Source organism: Streptomyces sp. NPDC033270 (assembly GCF_055576575.1).
This window is the reverse complement of record NZ_JBVIRA010000015.1, coordinates 101,470-116,908: the sequence shown is the minus strand read 5'-3', so window position 1 is coordinate 116,908 and position 15,439 is coordinate 101,470. Positions and strand designations below refer to the sequence as shown.

Sequence of the window (15,439 nt, the reverse complement as noted above, 5' to 3'; positions counted from 1 at the left end):
ACCCCCTCACCACCGCTCCCCCCCGGCAGCGCACCACCACCCACCTCCCAGGAGCCCCCATGCCCGCGTCCGCCGCGTCATCGCCCCTCACCACCGCCGACACCGTCCTGACCGGCGCCCGGGTCCGCACCCTGGACCCGGACCGCCCCTGGGCCGGGGCCGTCGCGATCAAGGACGGGCGGATCGCCGCGGTCGGGGACGAGCGGGACGTACGCGACTGGCGCGGCGCCGCGACCGAGGTCGTCGACCTGGCCGGGGCGACCCTCACCCCCGGCCTGGTCGACGGCCACAGCCACCCCGTCTGGGGCGTCGAGATGGCCACCGGCCTCGACCTCTCCCAGGTCCGCGACCTCGACGAACTGCGCACCTCGCTCGCCCGCGCCGCCCGCGCGCTCGGACCCGGCGAGTGGCTCACCGGCTGGGGACTGGACCACAACGTCTTCGGCGGCCGCCCCGTCCACCGCGATCTGATCGAGGACGCGCTCGGCGGCGCCCCGGCCTTCCTCCGGCTCTACGACGGGCACTCGGCGCTGGCCGGCGGCCGGGCCCTGGCGGCCGCCGGGATCGACGGGCCGCGCGGCTTCGCCCAGCGCGCCAGCGTCGTCTGCGACGCCGACGGGCGCCCCACCGGGCACCTCGTCGAGCACGCCGCGATGGAGCTGCTGACGCCCGCCCTCCCGCGTGCCTCGGCCGCCGACCGCCGCGCCCGGCTGCTCGCCCTGCTCGACGAGATGGCCGCCGGCGGCCTCACCGGCGCCCACGTCATGGACCTGGAGAACGACGGCGTCCCCGAGCTGCTGTCCGGCATCGAGGCGGACGGCGGTGTCCTCCCCCTCCGGCTGCGGCTGGCGCCCTGGTGCATGCCCGGCATCGACAAGGAAGGCCTCGACCACCTCGTCGAGCTGCAGCGGCTGCGCGGCCGCCACTGGCGCGTCGGCGGCGTGAAGTTCTTCATGGACGGCACCGTCGAGGGCGGTACGGCCTGGCTGGAGCACGCCGACTGCCACGGCCAGGGCACCGACGCCTTCTGGCCGGACCCCGCTGCGTACACCCACGCCCTGCACCACCTCGCGCGGGCCGGTGTCCGCACCGCCACCCACGCCATCGGCGACGCCGCCGTACGGCACGTCCTGGACACCGTCGAGCTGCTCGGCGACGACCGCGGGCGGGCCCGCCACCGGCACCGCATCGAGCACATCGAGACCGTCCCCGCCGAGCAGCTGCCGCGCTTCGCCCGCCTCGGCGTCGCCGCCTCCATGCAGCCCACCCACACCGCGTACACCCGCGCCGACCACACCGACGCCTGGTCCCGGCGGGTCGGGGAGGAGCGCGCCGGACGGGCCTGGCGCTGCCGCGATCTGCGGGACGCGGGCGCGGTGCTGGTACTCGGCTCCGACTGGCCGATCGCCCACCACGACCCCCGCCAGGTCCTGGCCACCGCCCGGCTCCGCCGCCCCGCGGGACGCCCGGACGTCGCGCCGGTCACCCCCGGGCAGGCGCTGACCGGCCTGATGGCGCTGGAAGGGTGCACCTCACACGCGGCACTGGCGGTGGGCGAGGAGCACCAGGCCGGCCGTATCGCCCCCGGCTACCGCGCCGACCTCACCGCCCTGGCCGTGGACCCGGTCACCGCCCCCGCGGACGAGCTGGGCACGGCGGAGGTACGCCTGACGATGACGGGCGGGCATGTCACCCACCGCACCGCGGGCTGAGCCGGTGAGGCCGCCGGCCCACGACCTCAGGCCACCGCCGGCGCGAGCTGCGACAGCCGGTGCGGCAGCGTCCGGTACCAGACGCCCGCCAGCGCGAACCCGAAGCTCAGGCAGAGCACCCCGCCGACCGCGTCCAGCCAGAAGTGGTTCGCCGTGGAGACGATGACCAGCAGCGTCGTCGTCGGGTAGAGCAGCCCGAGCGCCTTGGCCCACACCGGCTTGGCCAGCAGCGCGACGATGATGCCGCACCACAGCGACCAGCCGATGTGCATCGACGGCATCGCCGCGTACTGGTTGGACATCGAGGCGAGGTTGCCGGACGCCATCGAGCCCCAGGTCCCGTGGTCGATCAGGGTGTCGACGAAGCCGCCGTCCGGCATCAACCGGGGCGGCGCCAGCGGGTAGAAGTAGTAGCCGACCAGGGCGACGCCGGTGGTGGCGAACAGCGCCAGCCGGGCCGCGGCATAGCGGCCGGGATGCCAGCGGTAGAGCCACACCAGCACGCCGATCGTCACGATGAAGTGCAGCGTCGCGTAGTAGTAGTTCATCGACACGATCAGCCAGGTCACCGAGTCCACCGCATGATTGACGGTGTGCTCGACGGCGATGCCCAGCGAGTGCTCCGCCTGCCAGATCCAGTCGGCGTTCTTCAGCGCCTTCGCCTTCTGCTCCGGCACCGCGTTGCGGATCATCGAGTAGATCCAGTAACTGACCGCGATCAGCAGGACCTCGAACCAGAGCCGGGGTGTGCGGGGCGAGCGCAGACGGGCCAGTCGGCCCGCTTCCGCTGGTCGGTCCGTACGGTCCCCGGTGAGTGGCGGGGTGGTCGACGGGCCGTCCAGAATCCTCGTATTCGCTTCACCCATAGGCAGACAGTTTGCCAGAAAGGGGCGTGTCGCCGATCATCCTTCGGGCGGGTATTCGATCGTTTGTATCGGTCTTGAGGGGGAGTCGGAACCCCGGTACTTCTGGGGGACAGTCCCCGTCAGGTGGCGCGCAGCGGCCTGGGGATCCGGGCGGTCTTCGGCGCCGAGGCGGTCGAGCCGCGGACCACCAGCTCGGGGTGGAAGACGAACTCGCTGTGCGGCGCCGGGGTGCCGCCGACCTCCTCCAACAGCGCGCGGACCGCGGCCTGCCCCATGGCCGTGACCGGCTGCCGGATCGTGGTCAGCGGCGGGTCGGTGAAGGCGATGAGCGGGGAGTCGTCGAAGCCGACCACGGAGATCTCCCGCGGGACGTCCAGCCCGCACTGCCGGGCCGCGCGGATCGCGCCGAGCGCCATCATGTCGCTGGCGCAGACGATGGCGGTGGCGCCCCGCTCGATCAGCGCGCTCGCCGCGGCCTGCCCGCCCTCCAGGGTGTAGAGGGAGTGCTGGATGTACGGCTCCGCCTCGGCCGGGCCGATCTGCAGCCGCTCCTGCATGGCGCGCACAAAGCCCTCGATCTTGCGCTGGACGGGCACGAACCGCTTGGGACCGAGCGCCAGCCCGATCCGCCGGTGGCCCAGCGCGCCGAGGTGGGTGACGGCCAGATCGACCGCGGCCCGGTCGTCGGGGGAGACGAACGGCGCCTGCACCTTGTCGGAGAAGCCGTTGATGAGCACGAAGGGCACGCCCTGGCCGCGCAGCTGCTCGTAGCGCTGCATGTCGGCGGAGGTGTCGGCGTGCAGCCCGGAGACGAAGATGATGCCGGCAACCCCGCGGTCGACCAGCATCTCGGTCAGCTCGTCCTCCGTGGAGCCGCCCGGGGTCTGGGTGGCGAGCACCGGCGTGTACCCCTGGCGGGTCAGCGCCTGCCCGATGACCTGGGCGAAGGCCGGGAAGATCGGGTTCTCCAGCTCCGGGGTGATCAGCCCGACCAGGCCCGCGCTGCGCTGCCGCAGCCGCACCGGACGTTCGTAACCCAGCACGTCGAGGGCGGCCAGCACGGACTGGCGGGTGGTGGCGGAGACACCGGGCTTCCCGTTGAGAACCCGGCTGACGGTGGCCTCGCTGACACCCGCCTGCGCTGCGATGTCGGCCAGCCGGGCGGTCATGGAGGGGACCTTACCGTCCGGCTGTCAGATTGCCCACCAGGTGCAGCTGTCGCCGGGGAGCACGGCCGACGCGCCGTTGACGGTCACCGGTGCGCTGGAGAGCAGCGGCGTTCCGGAGGGCGGCAGTTCGACGTCGTGACCCAGCGTGTTGACCGTGCAGAGCAGACCGGGGCGGGTGAAGGCGAGGACGCCCGCGGGGGCCGGCTGCCAGGTCAGCTCCCCGTCGCCCAGACCCGGCAGCCGGCGCCGCAGGCCGAGGGCGGTGCGGTAGAGCTCCAGGGTGGAGGCGGGGTCGCCGGTCTGCGCCTGGACGGTGAGCCCGGCCCAGTCGGCGGGCTGGGGCAGCCAGCTGCCGCCGGCACCGAAGCCGTACGGGGGCGCCTGGCCGGACCAGGGCATGGGCACCCGGCAGCCGTCCCGGAAGCCGTCCTGGCCGCTGGTCCCGGCGGCCTGGCCGCGGAAGAACGCCGGGTCCTGGCGCGCCTCGTCGGGCAGGTCGGTGACCTCGGGCAGGCCCAGCTCCTCGCCCTGGTAGAGGTACGCGGAGCCGGGCAGCGCCAGCATCAGCAGGGTGGCGGCGCGGGCGCGGTCCATGCTGCCGCCGAGGCGGGTGGTGTGCCGGACGACGTCGTGGTTGGACAGCACCCAGGTCGTCGGGGCGCCGACCGAGGCGGTGGCGGCGAGCGAGGCGTCGATGACCGAGCGCAGCGCGTCGGCCTGCCAGGGGGCGTTGAGGAACTGGAAGTTGAAGGCCTGGTGGAGTTCGTCCGGGCGGACGTAGAGGGCCAGCCGCTCGGCGGTGGGGGCCCAGGCCTCGGCGACGCCGATCACCTGCTTGCCGTGGGCGTCGCCGTACCCGTCCAGCAGCCGGCGCCAGGCGCGGTGGATGGCGTGCACCCCGTCCTGGTCGAAGAACGGCAGTACCTGGGTGCCGATCAGTTTGGCCTGCTGGCCGTGGCCGATGTCGGGCAGGCCGGGGGCCTTGACCATGCCGTGGGCGACGTCGACGCGGAAGCCGTCCACGCCGAGGTCGAGCCAGAAGCGCATGATGGCCTCGAATTCGGCGTGCACGTCCGGGTTGTCCCAGTCCAGGTCGGGTTGCTCCGGGGCGAAGAGGTGCAGGTACCAGTCGCCGCGTTCGGTGCGGGTCCAGGCCGGGCCGCCGAAGACCGACTCCCAGTCGTTGGGCGGCAGCTCGCCGTTCTCCCCCTTGCCGGGGCGGAAGAGGTAGCGCTGCCGGGCGAGTTCGGGGTCCTGGAACCACGGGTGCCGGTCGGAGGTGTGGTTGGGGACGATGTCGACGATCACCCGCAGGTCCAGGTCGTGGGCGGTGCGCAGGAGGTCGTCGGCGTCCTGGAGGGAGCCGAAGAGCGGGTCGACGGCGCGGTAGTCGGCGACGTCGTAGCCGCCGTCGGCCTGCGGTGAGGCGTAGAACGGCGTCAGCCAGACGGCGTCCACGCCCAGGTCCTTGAGGTACGGCAGCCGTTCGCGGACCCCGCGCAGATCGCCGACGCCGTCGCCGTCGCTGTCGGCGAAGGAGCGGACGTACACCTGGTAGATGACGGCGTCGCGCCACCAGCTGGGACCTCGGCCCGGTCCGGCGGCCTGGGGGGCGGGGCTGGGGGAAGTGAGCTCCTGGGTCATCTGCCGTCCCTGTCGAGGTCAAGAGGCGTGTGGGGTGCCTTAGGGCCTGTCCGACCCTGATCCACCGGACAGGCCCTAACGGAGTCAACGCTCGGGCGGGCGCGGGGTGACGTGCCACGACCCCCTCAAGGGTCCCGTTCCGGACATCCCGCTGCAATCCCTTCCAGCAATCTTGCAGCAATTTGCCGCAAGGTCTTTCGATTTGTTTGCAGCGCTGTTACGTTCCTGACCGCCATCTGAGGCATTTCCCTAAGGAGTTCACATGCGGCGTGGCATAAGGGGCATCACGGCCGGCGCGCTGGTAGCGGGCCTGGCGCTGGCGGCAACGGCATGCGGTGGCGGAGGTGACGGCGAAAACAACAGCAGCGGGGGCGAACTGTCGGGAACCGTTACCTTCTGGGACACCTCCAACGACGCCGAGAAGGCGACCTACCGCAAGCTTGCCGAGGGCTTCCAGAAGGAGCACCCGAAGGTCCACGTCAAATATGTGAACGTCCCCTTCGGCGACGCCAACGCCAAGTTCAAGAACGCGGCCGGCGGCAACTCCGGCGCCCCCGACGTGATGCGCACCGAGGTCGCCTGGACCGCCGACTTCGCCAACCTCGGCTACCTCGCCCCGCTCGACGGCACCCCCGCCCTCGACAAGGCCGACGACTACCTCCCCCAGGCCCTCGGCTCCACCAAGTTCAAGGGCAAGACCTACGCCGCACCCCAGGTCATCGACACCCTCGGCCTCTTCTACAACAAGAAGCTGCTCAAGGACGCCGGCGTCGAGGTGCCCAAGACCTTCGACGACCTGGCCGGCGCCGCCAAGAAGATCAAGTCCAAGACCGGCGCGACCGCCCTCTACCTGCGCGGCGACGACCCCTACTGGTTCCTGCCCTACCTCTACGGCGAGGGCGGTGACCTGGTCAACGCCCGCGACAAGGTCGTCGAGATCGACGACGGCGCCGGCGTCAAGGCCTTCAAGACCCTCAAGAGCCTGGTGGACTCCAAGGCCGCGGTCACCGACGCCACCGACGGCCAGGAGAACCAGCTCAAGGCCCTCAAGGACGGCACCGTCGCGATGGCCGTCGACGGCCCCTGGGACATCGAGGGCGCCCGCGCCGGCAAGGCCTTCAAGGACAAGGACAACCTCGGCGTCGCCCCCGTACCCGGCGGCAGCAGCGCCCAGGGCTCCCCGCAGGGCGGCTGGAACCTCTCGGTCTACGCCGGCAGCAAGAACCTCCAGGCCTCCTACGCCTTCGTGAAGTACATGAGCTCGGCCAAGGTCCAGCAGCAGACCACCGAGCAGCTCAGCCTGCTGCCGACCCGCAAGTCCGTATACGACGTACCGGCCGTCAAGAACAACGAGATGGTCAAGTTCTTCAAGCCGGCCGTCGACGGCGCCGTCCAGCGCCCCTGGATCGCCGAGGGCAACTCCCTCTTCGAGCCGATCAAGGTCCAGATGAACAAGGTGCTCACCGGCGCCGCCACGCCCGAGCAGGCCGCCAAGGCGACCGGCGACGCCTACCGGAAGCTGCTCAAGGACTACAAGTGACCCTTGCTGTACGGGTGCGCCGGACGCTCGGCACTCACTGGTACGCATGGACGATGGTCGCCCCGGTGGTACTCGTCATCGGGGTGATCATCGGCTATCCGCTGGTGCGCGGCGTCTTCCTGTCGCTCACCGATGCCAATGAGGCCAACGTCGAGCGGAACATCGGCGTCAACCACATCCCCGCGACCTACAAGTTCACCGGCCTGGACAACTACCGGGCGGTCCTCTCCGACGGCGTCTTCTGGGACCGCCTCGGCTGGACCGTCCTGTGGACCGTCGCCTGCGTGGGCGTCACCTTCCTGATCGGCCTCACGCTCGCGAACATGCTCAACCGCACGCTGCGCGGCCGCACCTTCTACCGCCTCGCGCTGATCCTGCCCTGGGCCGTCCCCGCGTTCATCTCCGTCTTCACCTGGCGGATGCTCTACAACGAGAAGAACGGCATCCTCAACAAGCTGCTGGCCGGCGGTGGCATCGACGCGGTCCCCTGGCTCAACGACCCCACCTGGGCCAAGCTCTCGGTCATCGCCGTCAACGTCTGGCTGGGCGTGCCCTTCATGCTCGTCGCCCTGCTCGGCGGCCTGCAGTCCATACCCGGCGAGCTGTACGAGGCCGCGGAGATGGACGGCGCCAGCGCCTGGCAGCGCTTTCGCCACATCACCCTTCCCGGGCTGCGCGCCGTCAGCAGCACGGTGATCCTGCTCTCCGCCATCTGGACCTTCAACATGTTCCCGGTGATCTTCCTGCTGACCCGGGGCGGCCCCGGCGACGCCACCGAAATCCTGGTGACCTACGCCTACCGGCTCTCCTTCGTCGACAGCCCCCGCAACTTCTCCGAGTCCGCGACCTGGGGCGTACTGATCCTGCTGCTGCTCTCGGCCGTCGCGGTCGTCTACCGCCGGGCGCTGCGCAAGCAGGGAGAGGTGTGGTGAGCATGCGTCACAAGAGAAGCCCGCTGGGCTCGGTCGGCCTGCACGCGGGCCTGATCGTCGCCGCCGTCGTGGCCGTCTTCCCGCCCCTCTGGCTGCTGATCACCTCCTTCAAACCGCGCAACGACGCCTTCTCCACCGGGCTCATATCCCACCCCACCCTCGCCAACTACACCCATGTACTGGCCGACACACAGTTCCTGACCTGGTTCGGGAACTCGGTGGTGATCGTCGGGCTGACCACCGTCCTCGGCGTGTTCATCGCCGCCACCACCGGCTACGCCGTCAGCCGCTTCCGCTTCCCCGGCATGCGCCCGCTGATGTGGCTGCTGCTGATCACCCAGATGTTCCCGGTCGCGGTCCTGATCGTGCCGCTGTACAACCTGCTGGCGAGCCTCGGCCTGCTCAACCAGCCGGCCGGCCTGGTCGTCACCTACCTGACCATCGCCGTGCCGTTCTGCGCCTGGATGATGAAGGGCTTCTTCGACACCATCCCGGTGGAGATCGACGAATCGGGCCGGGTCGACGGCCTCAACCCGTTCGGCACCTTCTGGCGGCTCGTCCTGCCGCTGGCCCGCCCCGGCCTCGCCGTCACCGGCTTCTACACCTTCGTCACCGCCTGGGCCGAGGTCGCCTACGCCTCCGCCTTCATGACCGGCGAGGAGAACCTCACGCTCGCCGGCGGGCTGCAGACCTTCGTCAACCAGTACACCAACGACTGGGGTTCGATGACCGCCGCCGCCGTGATCATCGCGGTACCGGCCGCGCTCGTCTTCGCCTTCGCCCAGCGCCACCTCGTCGCCGGACTGACCGCCGGCACCACCAAGGGTTGACTTCCCCCTTGCCCTAAAGGGCTGGGGTTCCTTCCCTCGCGGGTTGGTTTTTCTGCTTCGCTGACCGCTGCCTCTCAGGAGTGCTCCGTTGAGGTCTCACACCGTCTCCACAGACTGTCACCGCCAGCCCGGCGGCCAGAATGTTCTCAGCTGCGTTCACGTCCCGGTCGTGGGTTGCTCCGCAGCTGCACGTCCAAATACGGACGTTGAGCGGCAGGCTCGCCGCGATGGTGCCGCACGCGGAACACAATTTCGAGCTGGGGAACCATCGGTCGACGGCGACCAGCTTGCGCCCATACCAGGCGCATTTGTACTCCAGCATGCTGCGCAGCTCGGTCCACGACGCATCGGAGACGGCGCGGGCGAGCTTGTGGTTTTTGATCAGATTGCGGACGGCCAGGTCTTCGATCACGAGCGTTTGATTTTCGCGCACGAGTCGAGTGGTCAGTTTCTGCAGGAAGTCCCTGCGCCGGTCGGTAATGCGAGCGTGCACCCTGGCTGCCTTGCGGCGGGCCTTGTGCCGGTTGGCGCTTCCCTCGGCCTTGCGGGCCAGAGCCCGCTGTGCCCTGGCCAGCCGGGTGCGGTCGCTGCGTTCGTGGCGGGGGTTGGCGATCTTCTCCCCGGTGGACAGGGTGATCAGGCTCGTGATTCCAGCGTCGATGCCGACCGCGGCCGTAGCGGCGGGCATCGCGGCGGGGGTGTCGTCGCACAGCACGGACACGAACCAGCGCCCGGCCGCGTCCCGGGATACCGTCACCGTCGTTGGCTCCGCCCCTTCAGGCAAGGGACGGGACCACACGATCTCAAGCGGGTCCGTCATCTTCGCCAGCGTCAGTTCCCCGTTTCGAAAGCGAAACGCGGACCGGGTGTACTCAGCGCTGGCGCGGGACCTCTTACGCGACTTGAAGCGTGGATACCGGGCCCGCTTCCCCCAGAACGAGACGAACGCGCTTTGCAGGTGACGGAGCGATTGCTGCAAAGGGACGGAAGAGACCTCGGACAGGTATGCCAGCTCCTCGGACTGCTTCCACTCCGTCAACATCGCCGAAGTCTGCACATAGTTCACGCGCTCGCGCCGCAACCACGCTTCCGTACGCGCGGCCAACGCCAGGTTGTAGACCTTCCGCACACATCCGAATGTGCGCGACAGTTCAGCTGCTTGCACATCATTCGGGTAGAAGCGGTACTTGAACGCCCTTTTCACGGCGGGAGCCGCCATGGCTCACACGTTAGTGAAGTCAACTGTGAGCGGCCAAGCTTTGGCCCGAACACACATGCCGCCGACCCCGCCACTACGTGGCTCCAGATCGATGGCGGCCCTTCCCCCCGGTCTGAAGACCAGGCTTTCCACGCAAGGAGTTCCGGATGACCCAGCACCTCGCCACTCCCACCACCGGGTGGTGGCGCGACGCGGTGATCTACCAGGTCTATCCGCGCAGCTTCGCCGACGGCAACGGCGACGGCATGGGCGACCTGGCGGGCATCCGCAGCCGGCTGCCGTACCTACGGGACCTGGGCGTGGACGCCGTCTGGCTGAGCCCGTTCTACGCCTCCCCGCAGGCCGACGCCGGCTACGACGTCGCCGACTACCGCACCATCGACCCGATGTTCGGCACCCTCGCGGACGCCCAGGGGGTGATCGACGAGGCCCACCGCCTCGGCCTGCGCATCATCGTCGACCTCGTCCCCAACCACTGCTCCGACCAGCACGAGTGGTTCCGCCGCGGACTGGCCGAGGGCCCCGGCTCCACGGCCCGCGAGCGCTTCCACTTCCGCAAGGGCCGCGGCGAGAACGGCGAGGAGCCGCCCAACGACTGGGAGTCCCTCTTCGGCGGCCCGGCCTGGACCCGGGTCCCCGACGGCGAGTGGTACCTGCACCTCTTCGCCCCCGAACAGCCCGACTTCAACTGGGACCACCCCGCCGTCCAGGACGAGTTCCGCTCCATCCTGCGCTTCTGGCTGGACCTGGGCGTCGACGGCTTCCGGGTGGACGTCGCCCACGGCCTGGTCAAGGCCCCCGGCCTGCCCGACATGGGCCGCGCCGACCAGCTCACCCTGCTCGGCACCCAGACCCTGCCCTTCTTCGACCAGGACGGCGTGCACGCCATCTACCGCTCCTGGCGCACCGTCCTCGACGAGTACGCGGGCGAGCGGATAGCCGTCGCCGAGGCCTGGACCCCCACCGCCGAGCGCACCGCGCTCTACCTCCGCCCCGACGAGCTCCACCAGGCCTTCAACTTCCACTACCTGAACACCACGTGGGACGCGCAGGAGCTGCGGGAGGCCATCGACGCCTCACTGGACGCCATGCGCCCCGTCGGCGCCCCCACGACCTGGGTGCTGTCCAACCACGACGTCGTACGCCACCGCACCCGCCTCGGCGGCGGCCTGGACCGCGCCCGCGCCGCCACCCTGCTGATGCTGGCGCTGCCCGGCTCCGCCTACGTCTACCAGGGCGAGGAACTGGGCCTGCCCGAGGTCACCGACCTGCCCGACGAGGTCCGCCAGGACCCGTCCTTCTTCCGCGCCACCGGCCAGGACGGCCTGCGCGACGGCTGCCGGGTGCCGCTGCCCTGGTCCGGCCAGGCAGCGCCGTACGGCTTCGGCGACGGCGGCAGCTGGCTGCCCCAGCCCGCCGACTGGGCCGAACTCACCGTCCAGGCCCAGACCGGCGACCCCGCCTCCACCCTGGAGCTCTACCGCACCGCCCTGACCCTGCGGCGCACCCACCCCGGCCTCGGCGCCGGCGACGCGGTCGAGTGGCTGGAGGGCGCCCCCGACGGCGTCCTGGCCTTCCGGCGCCCGGGCGGCCTGGTCTGCACGGCCAACACGACCGGCTCCCCGGCCCGGCTGCCCGCCCCCGGCCGCCCGCTCCTCTCCTCCGGTCAACTGCCCGTGGTGGACGGCGACTTCATCCTCCCCGCCGACACCACCATCTGGTGGCAGGAGTGACCCAGCCCCCCGAGCACGCCACCCCCCGGCTCGCCGACATCGCCGCCCAGGCGGAGGTCAGCGAGGCGACCGTCAGCCGGGTGCTGAACGGCAAGGCGGGGGTGGCGGCGGGCACCCGCCGCCGGGTGCTCGCCGCGCTCGACGTCCTCGGCTACGAGCGCCCGTTACGGCTGCACCGCCGCAGCGCGGGCCTGGTCGGCCTGGTCATCCCGGAGCTGACCAACCCGATCTTCCCGGCCTTCGCCCAGATCATCGAACAGTCCCTGGCCGGCCACGGCTATACGCCGGTGCTGTGCACCCAGATGCCGGGTGGCGCCACCGAGGACGAACTCGTCGAGCAACTGGAGGAACGCGGCGTCACCGGCATCGTCTTCCTCTCCGGCCTGCACGCCGACACCCGCGCCGACCCCGCCCGCTACGCCCGCCTGGCCTCCCGGGGCGTCCCGTTCGTCCTCATCAACGGCTACAACGCGCACATCGACGCGCCGTTCGTCTCACCCGACGACGGCGCGGCGGCCCGGATGGCGGTACGCCACCTGGCCGAGCTGGGCCACGAGCGGATCGGGCTGGCCGTCGGCCCGGTCCGCTACGTCCCCTCCCACCGCAAGGCCGAGGGGTTCGTGGCGGCGCTGGGTGAGTCGTTCGGCCTGTCGAGGGGGCAGGCCGAACGGTTCGTCCAGCACACCCTGTTCAGCGTCGAGGGCGGCGACGCGGCGGCCGCCGCCCTCCTCGACGAGGGCTGCACCGGCATCGTCTGCGGCAGCGACCTGATGGCGCTGGGCGCCGTACGCGCGGCCCGCCGCCGGGGCCTGGACGTGCCCGCCCAGCTCTCCGTCGTCGGCTTCGACGACTCCCAGCTGATCGCCTTCACCGACCCGCCGCTGACCACCGTGCGCCAGCCGGTACAGGCGATGGCGACCGCCGCCGTCGGCGCCCTGATCGAGGAGATCCACGACCGCGCACAGGGCCGGGAGAGCCCGGCCCGGCGCACCGAGTTCACCTTCCAGCCGGAGCTGGTCGTACGGGGATCGACGGGGCCGGTCCCGGGGTGACGGCTAGCCCTCCTGGGCGGCGTACGACACGAACGCCGCCCAGGCGTGGGCCGGGACGCTGAGCCGGGGGCCGCTCTTGTCCTTGGAGTCCCGGATGTGGATGGTGGTGGGGCAGGTGGCGATTTCTATGCAGTCGCCGGAGTCGTCGCCGCTGTAGCTGGACTTGTGCCAGGAGAGGGCGACTTCTACGCAGTCGTCGCCCGAGCTGCCGCTGTAGCTGCTCTTGAACCAGGCCAGTTCGGGGGTGCTCATAGCGCTCCTCGCATCTGCTTCAGCAGGCTCCCGGAGTCTTCGGGGGTGAGAGCCTGCGAAAGCAGTTTCGCATAGCGCATATGGAGCGTACTGATCGTCTGCGGGTCGGTGATGAACTGGCTGCTCTCCTGCCCCTCGCAGTAGCCGAACCACTGGTTGTCCGGTGTCTCCAGCAACCGCATCGGCCCGTTCAGACCGGCGTGCACGCCGCACTTCAGCGGCATCACCTGCACTTCCACGTTCCTGAGCGTCATGCACTCCAGCACGTGGTCGATCAGTTCCCGGACGGTGTCCGCGCCGCCGGTGGGGCGCTGGAAGACATGCTCGTCGATGACGAAGCTGAAGCTCGTGTTCGGTCGGTCCCGCAGCAGTTTCTGCCGCTCCAGACGGGCGGCCACCTGAATCTCCACCTCCTCCTCGGACAGCAGCGGGACACGGTTGTGGAACAACGTCCGCGCATACGCCTCCGTCTGTAAAAGCCCGGGTACGAGTCGGCACTCGTACGTGTACAGACTGATCGCCTGTTTCTCCAGCTCCGCCCACTCGCGGAACCACCGGGCCAGTCCCGGCTGCTTCGACAGCCGCTTGGCGGCCTTCCGCAGTACGCCCTTCGCGTTGAGCGCCTCTTCCGAGCGGTCGATGAACTTCTTCGACGGGAGGCGCCGGCCCTGCTCGACCGAGCCGATGTAGTGCGCCGAGTACCCGATCACCGGCGCCAGGCCCTCCTGCGTGAATCCCGCGTTCTCACGGAACCCTTGATAGACGGCGCCGAAGGTCCGCAGACTTCCGGAGGGCTCGGGCCTGCCGCCGTCGTAGTTCTCGGTGGTGCTGTCTTCCATGTCGGGTGCTCCCGATGTCGCTGTCGCTGGTGCTGACGACCCCGCAAGTCACCCATGGTTACGACCTGTTACCCGACCCGTCCACGTACTCCACTCGTACAGTTTCCGAAGTACGAGCCGAGTCCGTGGCGTACGAGGGTGCTGGCCAGCAACGTTGGCCCCATGCCAGCCCAAGCCGCCGTCACCGTGCGTATGTTCACGCAGCGCTTCAGCGCCACTCGCCGTGGGGCCCGTCTCGCCCGCTATCTCGCCGTCCAGCAACTCGACGTATGGGGCTTCCCCTACGGCGGCGAGGTCTCGGACTCCGCCGCTGTCATCGTCGGGGAGCTCGCCGCGAACGCGGCCACCCACGGCCGGGTGCCCGGCCGGGACTTCGAGCTGCGGCTCCTGCAGCTGCCGGGCCCGTCGCGGCCGGGCACCCTGAGGATCGACGTCGCCGACACCCGTACGGAGCGGCGCCCGCCGGGGCCCGGCACGCTCCTGCCGCCCGCGCCCGACTCCGAGACCGGCCGTGGACTGATCCTCGTCGCCGCGCTGGCCACCTGCTGGACCGTCCTCGACCGGCCCTCGGTCGGCAAGATCGTCCGGGCCGATCTGGAGCTCCCGGACGGCTGAGGCGGCTCAGGCGGCCGGGCGACGGGCGTGGAAGATGCCCCAGCGCAGCAGGTTCCGGCGGGTGATGTCCGTCCAGAGGGGGAGGTTGGCCAGCAGCTCGTCGACGTAGGCCGGGCTGATGACCTCGCGCAGTTCGGCCGCGCGCCGGTGGACCTCCTCGTCGAGGCGGGCGTAGTGGGTGGCGATGTCGGCGGTGCGGTCCTCGTAGGCGGCCTTCAGGCCGAGGTCGGACAGCAGGTCCAGATACCGGGACGGTGTCCCCAGGGCCGGCATGGAGAGCCGGGCGGTCGCGGGGCGCACGGCCTCCGGCGGGGTCTTCTCGTCCGTCATGATGTCCGAGAAGACCAGGGCGCCGCCCGGCTTCAGTACGCGTACGGCCTCGGTCAGCGCGCCCTGCTTGTCCGGCACATGGCTGAGGACCTCCAGGGACCAGACGACGTCGAAGCGCTCCGCCTCGTAGGGCAGGTCGCCCAGGGAGCCGGTGACGACCTCGATGAGGCCGTCCAGGCCGCGCCGGGCGTTGGCCGCGCGGTGGCGTCGGTTGTGCTCCTCGCTGAGGTCGAGGGCCACGACGCGGCAGCCGAAGCGTTCGGCCAGCGCACGGGCGGAACCGCCGTATCCGGAGCCGAGGTCGAGGACGGTGGCGTGCGGGCCGAGTAGGTCGGCGGCCTTGTCCGCGGCGTGCTGGACGGTGCGGCGCGAGGCGTCGGCGATCGCTTCGTGTGCGTCGGCGTAGATGCCGATGTGGATGTCCTCGCCGCCCCAGACGGCGTCGTAGAAGGCGTCGACATCGGCGGTGTCGTAGTAGGTGCGGGTCGCGTCGTCGTGGTGCGGTGTGCTGCCGGTGTGGTTCTCGGGGCTGTTGATCATGGTGGGGGGATTCCCCGGACGCGTGGGGGTGATTCGCCCGTCTTGCAGGTATAGGTGACTATGCGCCAACTGGGCGCAGGGGGAGCGGGCGCGCCTTGGTGCCGGTCCGACCGGCCGGGCGCGTAGGGCCCGTTGTGCTGTGGACCTCCGGCCGGCCGGACCGTTA

General features: G+C 70.7%; 14 protein-coding genes. 7 read left to right on the top strand and 7 right to left on the bottom strand.

The genetic code is table 11. From position 1 onward, the window contains the following. The first annotated feature begins 59 nt into the window (after positions 1 to 59). Entirely contained in the window at positions 60 to 1,712 is a 1,653-nt protein-coding gene (locus ACZ5XZ_RS21635; RefSeq protein WP_468980384.1) for an amidohydrolase, read from the top strand. A gap of 26 nt (positions 1,713 to 1,738) precedes the next feature. Here ACZ5XZ_RS21635 and ACZ5XZ_RS21630 read toward each other — a convergent pair whose 3' ends face one another. The 3 genes from ACZ5XZ_RS21630 to ACZ5XZ_RS21620 form a co-directional block, all read right to left on the bottom strand. After that, positions 1,739 to 2,578 (bottom strand): phosphatase PAP2 family protein, encoded by an 840-nt coding sequence (locus ACZ5XZ_RS21630; RefSeq protein ID WP_468980382.1) that lies wholly within the window; start codon positions 2,576 to 2,578, stop codon positions 1,739 to 1,741. Between the two features lie 119 nt (positions 2,579 to 2,697). Continuing rightward, positions 2,698 to 3,747: a LacI family DNA-binding transcriptional regulator gene (locus tag ACZ5XZ_RS21625; protein ID WP_384437564.1), complete on the bottom strand. Its 1,050-nt coding sequence runs from the start codon at positions 3,745 to 3,747 to the stop codon at positions 2,698 to 2,700. A 24-nt stretch (positions 3,748 to 3,771) separates the two neighbouring features. Beyond that, positions 3,772 to 5,391: a glycoside hydrolase family 13 protein gene (locus ACZ5XZ_RS21620; protein ID WP_468980378.1), complete on the bottom strand. Its 1,620-nt coding sequence runs from the start codon at positions 5,389 to 5,391 to the stop codon at positions 3,772 to 3,774. A gap of 262 nt (positions 5,392 to 5,653) precedes the next feature. Between ACZ5XZ_RS21620 and ACZ5XZ_RS21615 the strand changes: the two genes are divergently transcribed. The 3 genes from ACZ5XZ_RS21615 to ACZ5XZ_RS21605 are packed head-to-tail and all read left to right on the top strand — an operon-like array spanning position 5,654 to position 8,693. After that, entirely contained in the window at positions 5,654 to 6,931 is a 1,278-nt protein-coding gene (locus tag ACZ5XZ_RS21615; RefSeq protein WP_468980375.1) for an extracellular solute-binding protein, read from the top strand. Further along, positions 6,928 to 7,863 (top strand): carbohydrate ABC transporter permease, encoded by a 936-nt coding sequence (locus tag ACZ5XZ_RS21610; RefSeq protein ID WP_468980372.1) that lies wholly within the window; start codon positions 6,928 to 6,930, stop codon positions 7,861 to 7,863. Before ACZ5XZ_RS21615 ends, ACZ5XZ_RS21610 begins: the two co-directional genes overlap by 4 nt. A 2-nt stretch (positions 7,864 to 7,865) precedes the next feature. Beyond that, complete coding sequence (locus tag ACZ5XZ_RS21605; protein ID WP_468980370.1) at positions 7,866 to 8,693, top strand: sugar ABC transporter permease; 828 nt, start codon at positions 7,866 to 7,868, stop codon at positions 8,691 to 8,693. A 13-nt stretch (positions 8,694 to 8,706) separates the two neighbouring features. Here ACZ5XZ_RS21605 and ACZ5XZ_RS21600 read toward each other — a convergent pair whose 3' ends face one another. Further along, positions 8,707 to 9,912, bottom strand: coding sequence for an RNA-guided endonuclease InsQ/TnpB family protein (locus tag ACZ5XZ_RS21600; RefSeq protein ID WP_468980368.1), 1,206 nt, complete (start codon positions 9,910 to 9,912; stop codon positions 8,707 to 8,709). A gap of 146 nt (positions 9,913 to 10,058) precedes the next feature. On the opposite strand from ACZ5XZ_RS21600, the gene ACZ5XZ_RS21595 reads away from it, so the two are divergent. Together ACZ5XZ_RS21595 and ACZ5XZ_RS21590 are read left to right on the top strand one after the other, a co-directional pair. Further along, on the top strand, positions 10,059 to 11,645 hold the full coding sequence (locus ACZ5XZ_RS21595; protein ID WP_468980365.1) for a glycoside hydrolase family 13 protein: 1,587 nt from the start codon (positions 10,059 to 10,061) through the stop codon (positions 11,643 to 11,645). Beyond that, a complete protein-coding gene (locus tag ACZ5XZ_RS21590; RefSeq protein ID WP_468980362.1) occupies positions 11,633 to 12,697 on the top strand; it encodes a LacI family DNA-binding transcriptional regulator in 1,065 nt (354 codons plus the stop codon). The genes ACZ5XZ_RS21595 and ACZ5XZ_RS21590 overlap by 13 nt, the downstream gene beginning before the upstream one ends. Before the next feature lie 3 nt (positions 12,698 to 12,700). Here ACZ5XZ_RS21590 and ACZ5XZ_RS21585 read toward each other — a convergent pair whose 3' ends face one another. Next, on the bottom strand, positions 12,701 to 12,949 hold the full coding sequence (locus tag ACZ5XZ_RS21585) for a DUF397 domain-containing protein (RefSeq protein ID WP_468980360.1): 249 nt from the start codon (positions 12,947 to 12,949) through the stop codon (positions 12,701 to 12,703). After that, positions 12,946 to 13,788: a helix-turn-helix domain-containing protein gene (locus tag ACZ5XZ_RS21580; RefSeq protein WP_468980357.1), complete on the bottom strand. Its 843-nt coding sequence runs from the start codon at positions 13,786 to 13,788 to the stop codon at positions 12,946 to 12,948. Before ACZ5XZ_RS21580 ends, ACZ5XZ_RS21585 begins: the two co-directional genes overlap by 4 nt. A 162-nt stretch (positions 13,789 to 13,950) precedes the next feature. On the opposite strand from ACZ5XZ_RS21580, the gene ACZ5XZ_RS21575 reads away from it, so the two are divergent. Beyond that, positions 13,951 to 14,403, top strand: a complete 453-nt coding sequence (locus ACZ5XZ_RS21575) for an ATP-binding protein (RefSeq protein ID WP_468980354.1) — start codon at positions 13,951 to 13,953, stop codon at positions 14,401 to 14,403. Between the two features lie 6 nt (positions 14,404 to 14,409). Here the strand turns inward: ACZ5XZ_RS21575 and ACZ5XZ_RS21570 are convergent, their stop codons facing one another. Continuing rightward, complete coding sequence (locus tag ACZ5XZ_RS21570; RefSeq protein WP_468980352.1) at positions 14,410 to 15,273, bottom strand: SAM-dependent methyltransferase; 864 nt, start codon at positions 15,271 to 15,273, stop codon at positions 14,410 to 14,412. Positions 15,274 to 15,439: the final 166 nt, after the last annotated feature.